General features: G+C 68.6%; 6 protein-coding genes and 1 pseudogene. 2 read left to right on the top strand and 5 right to left on the bottom strand.

Annotated features, from left to right (window positions below):
• On the top strand, positions 1-356 hold a 356-nt coding region (locus tag V6M45_RS11185), incomplete at its 5' end, for a hypothetical protein (RefSeq protein WP_332656437.1).
• Positions 353-1,132 carry a PA-phosphatase gene (locus V6M45_RS11180; protein WP_332656435.1) on the top strand — a complete coding sequence of 260 codons (780 nt, stop codon included), beginning with the start codon at positions 353-355 and terminating at the stop codon, positions 1,130-1,132. The genes V6M45_RS11185 and V6M45_RS11180, both read left to right, overlap by 4 nt.
• Here the strand turns inward: V6M45_RS11180 and aguB are convergent.
• The 5 genes and pseudogenes from aguB to V6M45_RS11155 all read right to left on the bottom strand — a co-directional run.
• Positions 1,113-1,982 (bottom strand): N-carbamoylputrescine amidase, encoded by an 870-nt coding sequence (aguB, locus tag V6M45_RS11175; protein WP_332656433.1) that lies wholly within the window; start codon positions 1,980-1,982, stop codon positions 1,113-1,115. The genes V6M45_RS11180 and aguB overlap by 20 nt on opposite strands.
• On the bottom strand, positions 1,982-2,983 hold the full coding sequence (locus V6M45_RS11170) for an agmatine deiminase family protein (protein WP_332656431.1): 1,002 nt from the start codon (positions 2,981-2,983) through the stop codon (positions 1,982-1,984). The genes aguB and V6M45_RS11170 overlap by 1 nt, the downstream gene beginning before the upstream one ends.
• 183 nt (positions 2,984-3,166) lie before the next feature.
• On the bottom strand, positions 3,167-6,568 hold the full coding sequence (locus V6M45_RS11165) for a TonB-dependent receptor (RefSeq protein WP_332656429.1): 3,402 nt from the start codon (positions 6,566-6,568) through the stop codon (positions 3,167-3,169).
• A gap of 206 nt (positions 6,569-6,774) precedes the next feature.
• The gene (gene msrA, locus V6M45_RS11160) at positions 6,775-7,398 is read right to left on the bottom strand and encodes a peptide-methionine (S)-S-oxide reductase MsrA (protein ID WP_332656427.1); all 624 of its coding nucleotides are present in this window, start codon (positions 7,396-7,398) and stop codon (positions 6,775-6,777) included.
• 169 nt (positions 7,399-7,567) lie between these two features.
• Positions 7,568-7,727, bottom strand: a pseudogene (locus V6M45_RS11155) (cell envelope biogenesis protein OmpA); the annotation flags it as partial.

Raw genomic sequence — 7,727 nt, 5'->3', positions numbered from 1 at the left:
CCCCGGCCGCCGGCGCCGCGAACGCCCTGCCCGCCGCCGCAGGCGCGCCGGCCTTCGCCGTGATCTATCCCGGGGGCGCGATCAAGACTCCCGCCACGGTCGCCCAGGGTCCGGCGGGGCCGGGCGGGATCGTTGAGTTCACCACCGACGCCGATCCCGAAGCCGTCATCGCCTTCTATCGTCAACGCGCCGAGGCGGCCGGGCTGAAGCCGATCAATACGATGAGCCGCGGCGACGTTCAGGCCTATTCCGCCGGTGACGGCGCGGACGGGCGCGGGCAGCTGTTGCAGGTCATCGCCACCCGGGTCGAGGGCGAGCCGACGGACGTCCAGCTGGACTGGACCGCCGGTCGGTGAAGCCGGCGGCCGCCCTTGCGGCCTGCGGCCTGCTGGCGGGATGCGTCGCAGGCGTCGTCCCGGACCCGGCGCCGGCGCCGGTCGCCGGCTATCTCGATGAGGCCGCCGTTCGCTCGCTCGGCGCGGACTTCACGCCCTCTCCCGTCGATCCGGACGCGGAGCAGGCCGTCTTCGACCGGGTCGGGCCGGGCACGGATCGATGGTGGCTGGCCATCGCCCACGCCGAACTCAGGCCGCCCGAAGCCGCCCAGCATTTCGATTGCGTGCTGGGGACGCGGCTGGCGGAGAAACCTCGCCCGGCCCTGACCCGGCTGATGAACCGGTTGCTGATCGACTCGGCCCGGGTCGCGAACGGGCTGGCTGAACGCGAACCGCGGCGCCGTCCCATCGCCGAACGGCCGGATCTGCAGCCCTGCGTGCGCATGGACGAGGCGGTGCGTCACAGCCCCTCCTGGCCTGCAGGCGGAGCCGTCGCCGGCGCCGCCTATGGCGAGATGTTCGCGGCCCTGGCGCCCGATCGGGCGCAAGCGGCGCGACTGCGGGGGATCGAGATCGGTCTCAGCCGCGCCCTGTGCCGGGTGAACTGGCAGGCCGACGTCACGGACGGCCTTCAGATCGGCCGGGCCGTCTATGACCAGGCCGCGCTGACGCCCGGGTTCGCGGCCGAACTGGAGGCCGCGCGGGCGGAAGTCGCCGCCGCCCGGGTCGAGGGGCTCGCCAATCCCGCGTGCGCGGCTGAGCGCCGGGCTCTGAACCTCAGGCCGGACGCGGGCTGACCAGCGAGCCGTAGAGGTCGGTGCGCCGGTCGCGGAAAAAGCCCCAGGCGGCGCGGTGACGGTCGATGTAGTCGAGGTCGAAGGTGTGGACCAGGACCCCCTCCTCCTCCCGGCCGAAGCTCTCGACCAGGTCGCCGCGATGGTCGGCGATGAAGGAGGAGCCGTAGAAGACCTGGCCAGCCTCATTGACCTGTTCGTGGCCGATGCGGTTGGCGCCGACCACGGGGACCACGTTCGAAACGGCGTGGCCCTGCATGGCGCGCCGCCACGGGTCGGCCGTGTCCAGCTCCTTGTCGTGCGGCTCCGAGCCGATGGCCGTCGGATACATCAGCACCTCGGCTCCCTGCAGCATCATCGCCCGGGCCGTCTCCGGGTACCACTGGTCCCAGCAGATGCCGACGCCGATCCGCCCGTGGCGGGTGTTCCAGACCTTGAAGCCGGTGTCGCCGGGCCGGAAATAGTATTTCTCCTGATAGCCGGGGCCGTCGGGGATGTGGCTCTTGCGATAGACGCCCATGGCCGAGCCGTCAGCGTCGAGCATGACCAAGCTGTTGAAATAGTGCGGCCCCTCGCGCTCGAAGATCGAGACCGGAATCGCCACGCCCAGTTCGGCGGCCACGGGCTGGAGCGCCGTGACGCAGGGGTGTTCGCGCCACGGATGGGCGGTGGCGAACCACTTCTCTTCCTGGCTGACGCAAAAATAGGGCCCTTGGAACAGTTCCGAGGGCAGGATGACCTGCGCGCCCTTGCCGGCGGCTTCGCGGATCAGGGCGATGGTCTTGTCGATATTGGCCTGCAGGTCCTCGCCGTAGGCGGTCTGGAGCGCGGCGACTGAGATCGTGCGGGCCATCAGGCAGGCTCCTGCTGGGTAATGCAGTGGAAGGATCCACCCCCGGAGAGGATGGCGATCGAGGACAGCGGGATGATCTCCCTGTCCGGAAAGACCGTCTTCAGGCCCTGGCAGACGAGGTCGGCGGCGCGGGCGTCGCCGTAGGTCGGCACAATGACCGCTCCATTGGCGATCAGGAAATTCATGTGGCTGGCGGGGACCGGCTTCCCGTCCCCGTCGTCGACGAATCCGGGCGACGGCAGGGGCAGGATGCGGATCGTCCGGCCGTCGGCGTCGGTCATCTGGGAGAGGGTCCGGGCGACCCCGGCATAGACGTCGTCGTTGGGGTCGGCGCGGCCCCAGGCCACCGGACAGGCCACCACGCCCGGCGCGACGAAACGGGCGAGGTTGTCGACGTGGCCGTCGGTGTGATCGTTGAGCAGGCCGTCGCCGAGCCACAGCACCTTGCGCGCCCCGAGCGCGGCGGCGAGCGCGGCTTCGGCCTTCGTCTCGGTCCAGTCGGGGTTGCGATTGGGGTTCAGCAGGCACTGGCGGGTGGTCAGGATCGTGCCATGGCCGTCGTGGTCCAGCGCCCCGCCCTCGAGAATGAAGTCGTGACGGTCCAGCGGCGTCCCCGACTGTTCGCCGATCTGGCCCGCGACCGTGTCGTCGTGCTCGAGTTCGTACTTGCCGCCCCAGCCGTTGAAACGGAAGGCGGCGGCGCGGGCCGAGCCCTCGCCGAAGATCGGTCCGGTGTCGCGCAGCCAGATGTCGCCGAAGCGGCCGTCGATGACCTCGACGCCGTCGACCCCGGCGAAGCGCGCGCGGGCGTCGGCCAGCGCCTCAGACTTGCCGATCAGCAGCTTGACCCGTTCGCGGCCCGGTCCCGCCAGCGCACGCACCAGCGCTTCGACCTCGGCCTGGGCCGGATCGAGATTCTCCTCCCACAGTTCGCCATGGCTGGGCCAGCCGACCCACATGGCGCGATGTGGCGACCATTCGGCGGGGACGGGGGTGATCATGGGCGTCCTTGAGCGGCGTCGGGGGGTTAGCCGCGCCAGATAGACACGGCGGGGGCCGAGTTCAACGCACCGGTCCGGTTTCCTGGGCGCGGACGGACCGCGGCGGCGTTGGCATGGAGCCAAAAAGCAAGAGGGCGGCCCGTCTCCGGACCGCCCTCCTTTTTCGTCACTGGAACGTCGGCTCTAGAACTCGAACCGGGCGCCCAGCTTGATCTGCCAGGTCGAGGCAGGAAGCTGGCTGCTGGGACGGCGGGCTTCGCCGGCCAGCGAGGCGTCCGGCTGGGCGCCGAGGGCCAGGTTCGGGGTCTGCAGCTGCGAGTAGTTGTAGACCGCGCCCGGGGTGGCGCAGGAAGTCGCCGCGCCGCCCGGGGTCCGGCAGGCCAGGACCACGGTCCCGACGCCGCGATAGAACGGATACTGTTCGATCGCGCCCCAACGTTCGTTGATCAGGTTCCCGAAGTTCTCGATATCCAGGTACAGCTTGACCTTGCCGGTCGGAACGAACGGCACCGGGACTTCCTGGGACAGGCGAATGTCCGCGGTCGTGACGGCCGCCGTACGGAAGGCGTTCCGGGGCGCGATCGAGCCGGCGTATTTGATCAGGCCGGTGTTCTGCAGGAAGGCGTTGAAGTCCGCCAGGTTGATGCCGGTGTAGGTGATCCGCGGGTCGCTGGTCGCCGTGACCAGGCCGTTGGCGTCGACCTGCGGCACGTAGAACAGGTGGTTCGAGGTCCCGAGGGCGCCCGAGTAGGACTGCGGCACGGCGTTGCCGAAGTCGTTGTCGTAGTTGCCCGTGCGGCTGTTGTGATAGACGAACGAGTAGGGCAGGCCCGACCGGCGCTGAACGAACAGGTTCACCGAGGTCTCGTTGTCGCCGAACAGGTCGCGGGCCCAGTGGGCGTTGACCGAGAACCGGTGACGGATCTCATAGTCCGAAGTGGCCAGAACCGGGTTGTTGTGGTCCGCCGAAGCGAAGCGAACATACGACGAATCCGGCTGCGAGCTGGTCATCGGGTTGCCGTCTTCGGCTTCGGTGTAGGTGTAGGTCGCCCGCACATCGAGGCCGCTGAAGACGCCCTCGTCCCAGTCCTTCTGCGCCGTGAAGGCGGTGGAGAACGACGAACCGCCCTCCTTGAGGTTGGTCAGCATCAGGTCGAACACGACCGGACCCGCCGGGTGGGAGTAGACCGGCCGACCGTCCGGAGCCGTGCCCACCTGGGTGGCCAGCAGATCCGTGTAGTAGAGGGCGTTCTCGAAATCGTTGAACAGAACGTCGGCCTGCAGGCGGAAGTCCTCGATCAGCGGCAGGCTGAAGTCGCGGGCGACCGTCAGGTTGTACTTCCAGGCGCTGGGGATTTCGAAGTTCGGATCGAGAGCCACGACGCTGCCGTTGCCCGGCGTGAAGGTGCAGTTGGCGCCGGCGGGCACGACCGACAGATCGGTGATGCCGGTCAGCGGGCCGGTGCAGACGGCGTTGGTGATGCGCGCGCCGTCGTTGCCGAAGGGGTTGCCGATCTGAACGTTGGTGCCGATCGCCGAGAACCGGCCGATGCCGCCCGAGACGGTCCACTCACCCGGGGTCCAGTTGAAGCCGAACCGGGGCATGAACAGGTCGCGGCCGTCGAGGTTGGCCGTGTTGTCGAACCCGTTGCGGGTGGCGAAGCCGGCGTTGCGGGTCGGCTGGTCATCCATGCCGAACCAGTCGTAACGCAGGCCGTAGGAGACCCGCAGGTTGTCCATCACCTGCCAGGTGTCTTCGGCATACAGCGAGTGCAGATCGTAGCCGAACACGACAGCGCCGTCGCGCGCGGTGCCGAATTCCGCCGGAACCGTTCCGCCGGTCGGATCGACCGCGCCGCGGATGACCAGGTTCGACGCGTTGCCGGCCTGGAAGTTGGCGAAGCTGGAGAAGGTCCACTGTCCCAGCGACTGGGAAACGAAGACGTTGGTGAAGTCACGACGTTCCGTGCGCAGTCCGACGAGGAAGTCGTGGGCGCCCCAGTTGTAGCGGCCGATCAGTTCGGCGTTGGTGTTCTCGCTGTAGAGGTAGTTGTCGTGGCGGAAATTGTCCGCCCCGAACTGGATTTGCGGGGAGCCCGAGCCGGCTTCAACGCCGGGGAGATCAGTGACCGTGACGGTCACCTGGCCGACCGACAGGCCGCCGACCGGGAGCTGGGTGGTCTCGGTTTCCTTGTAGCCGAAGCGCAGTTCGGTCGAGAAGGCGTCCGTCCACTGCGAGTTCAGCTGGGCGTTCCAGGTCGTGAGCCGCTCGTCCTTCAGGTACTGGCTGGATTCCAGCGCGAGTCGGGGCTGGCTGGTCGAGCCGCCGTTGATGAAGGCCGAGGACGTCGAGCCATTGAACGAGTTGCCGATCGTCTCCTGGAAGGTGAGGGCCAGACGGTGAGCGTCGGTGATGTTCCAGTCGACCTTGGCGAGGATCTTCTCGTCCTCGACGGGGGGAGCGACATTGACGAACGAGCCGGTGTCATAGCCGTAACGCGCCTGGGCGGCGGCGCGGAAGTTCTCGACCGCGGTGGTGGTGATGCGCGGAATCGGATTGCTGAAGCCGGCGTCGGCCGGACCTTCGTTCAGCGAGAACTGGGACTCGAACTTCTCGTACGAGAGGAAGAAGAACAGGGTGTCTTCGATGATCGGGCCGCCGAGGGTCGCGCCCCAGGTCTTTTCGTCAAACACGCGGTTGTAGGGCAGGACGGCGTGATGGCCGTAGCCCAGGTTGCGGTTGCCGGCGGGACCGGTGGTCTGGTCGTAGCCGTAATACCGGTCGCCCAGCAGGCTGTCGTCGCTCTTCTCGTAGAAGGCCGAACCGAAGAAGGTGTTGCCGCCCGACTTGGTCACGGCGTTGATCGAGCCGCCGATGAAGCCGTTGTTGATGACGCTGAACGGCGCCGCGGAGACGTTCACCGCCTCCACCGCATCCAGCGAGATCGGCGACCGCTGGGTCGGGTAGCCGTTGCCGTTCAGGCCGAACTCGTCGTTCTGGCGGATGCCGTCGACCGTCAGCTGATTCAGGCGGGTGTTGGTCCCCGCGAAGGACAGGGCGTCTTCGTTCGAGGGATCGATGGTGGCGAACGGATCGAGACGCGCCACGTCCTTCAGGTCACGGCTGATCGACGGGAGCGACTGAATGGTGTTGGCGCCGTAGTTCGAAGCGGACCCGGCCCCGAAATCGTTGGAGAAGCGGCTGCCGGAAACGACCACGTCCTCGACGGTGCTCGTGGCGTCGTCGTAGAGGACCACGTCGCCGTTGGCGGCGTCCCCGACGCCGATGGCCGCCAGCTGGCTGACGCCCTGGCCGTTCGAACCGACCACCGACACCGTGTAGGGGCCGCCGACCCGCAGGCCGCGGGCGCTGTAGAAGCCGTTGGCGTCCGACACCGTGGTGACGGACGTTCCGGTCGGCTCGTGGGTGATCGTCACCGTCGCGGCGGCCGCGGCCGCGCCATTGGCATCCACCACGCGGCCGCGAATCGCGCCCGTGGTTTCCTGCGCATAGACGGCGCTCGTCGCGAGCAAGGTGGTCGCGAGGGCGGTCGTCGCCCAGAACGCGCGTTTGCGGTTCGTCATTGTCATCTATCCCCGATGAAGAAGAGCGCGAACGCCCACCGTCCGGCCTCGGCCGGCTGAAATCCCGCTCCCTCTACGGGCCCCGTTGGAAAGTGGGACGACATTCGTGTGACAGAGAGATGACAACCGGGACAGGTGTCCCCGGAGACACACTACTGTGCGCCGTTTGCTGTGGATGACTTGGGGACGCGGCCCGAGGCGGCGCGTCAGGCGCCGCCCCAGACGGCGCGGAGACGTTCGGCCCGCCTGCAGAACCGGCTGTAGCCCCGGTACCTGACCGGATTCCGGCGGGCGAAATCCTGATGGGCGGCTTCGGCGGGCCAGAATCGCACGGCGTCGCGAACGGGGGTGACGAAGCGGGCCGCCCCGATCCGGGCCGCCGCCGCCCGGCGCGACGCCTCCGCCACAGGCTTCTGCGCCGGGCTGGCGAAGACGGCCGTCGCATAGGACGGGCCCTGGTCGCAGAACTGTCCGTCGGGATCGGTGGGGTCGATGGTCAGCCAGAAGCGGTCGACCAGTTGACGATAGCTGATGCGGGCCGGGTCATAAGTGACCTGGACGGCCTCCAGATGGCCGGAGCCGCCCCGCACAACCTGGTCGTAGGTGGGATTGGCGGTCGAGCCGCCCGCGAAGCCGGACACCGCCGCCACCACCCCCGGCACAGCCTCGAAATTGGCCTCGACGGACCAGAAGCAGCCTCCTGCGAAGACCGCCGTTTCGCGCCGACCGCTGTCGTCCGGGGGACCGGCGGGCGGGGCGCTTTCGGCCGGCCCCGGAGAACAGGCCGCCAGGCCGAGGAAAACAAGACCGACGAGCGAACGGCTGGACATCAGGACTCTCCGCGCGGCGCCGCGCTCCCGACATACGGACGCCGGCCCCGGATGGTTCACTCCAATGACGCGGCAAAACAAGACCGCCGGCCCCGTGAGGGACCGGCGGTTCTGTCGTCTTGCCGTGTCCCGCCCCGACCCGAAGGCCGGAGCGGTCGACCTCAACTCTTTAGAAGTTGATGCCGATGGTGGCGCGGCGGTTCAGGGGCTCGCGAACGCCGTCGGCGGTCGGGCGGGCCAGGGCGGTTTCACCCTTGCCGTCCAGCGAGATCACGCCGCCGTTGACGCCCTGGGCGACCAGCGCGTCCGCAACGGTGCGGGCGCGGCGG

Source organism: Brevundimonas sp., assembly GCF_036676055.1.
In the GTDB taxonomy this organism is placed as follows: domain Bacteria; phylum Pseudomonadota; class Alphaproteobacteria; order Caulobacterales; family Caulobacteraceae; genus Brevundimonas.
This window is presented reverse-complemented; position numbering and strand designations above follow the sequence as displayed.

Bases quoted from the DNA above. Each gene is read 5' to 3' on its own strand.
- aguB (WP_332656433.1), bottom strand. From the start codon at position 1,982: ATGGCCCGCACGATCTCAGTCGCCGCGCTCCAGACCGCCTACGGCGAG.
- V6M45_RS11170 (WP_332656431.1), bottom strand. From the start codon at position 2,983: ATGATCACCCCCGTCCCCGCCGAATGGTCGCCACATCGCGCCATGTGG.
- V6M45_RS11165 (WP_332656429.1), bottom strand. From the start codon at position 6,568: ATGACGAACCGCAAACGCGCGTTCTGGGCGACGACCGCCCTCGCGACC.
- msrA (WP_332656427.1), bottom strand. From the start codon at position 7,398: ATGTCCAGCCGTTCGCTCGTCGGTCTTGTTTTCCTCGGCCTGGCGGCC.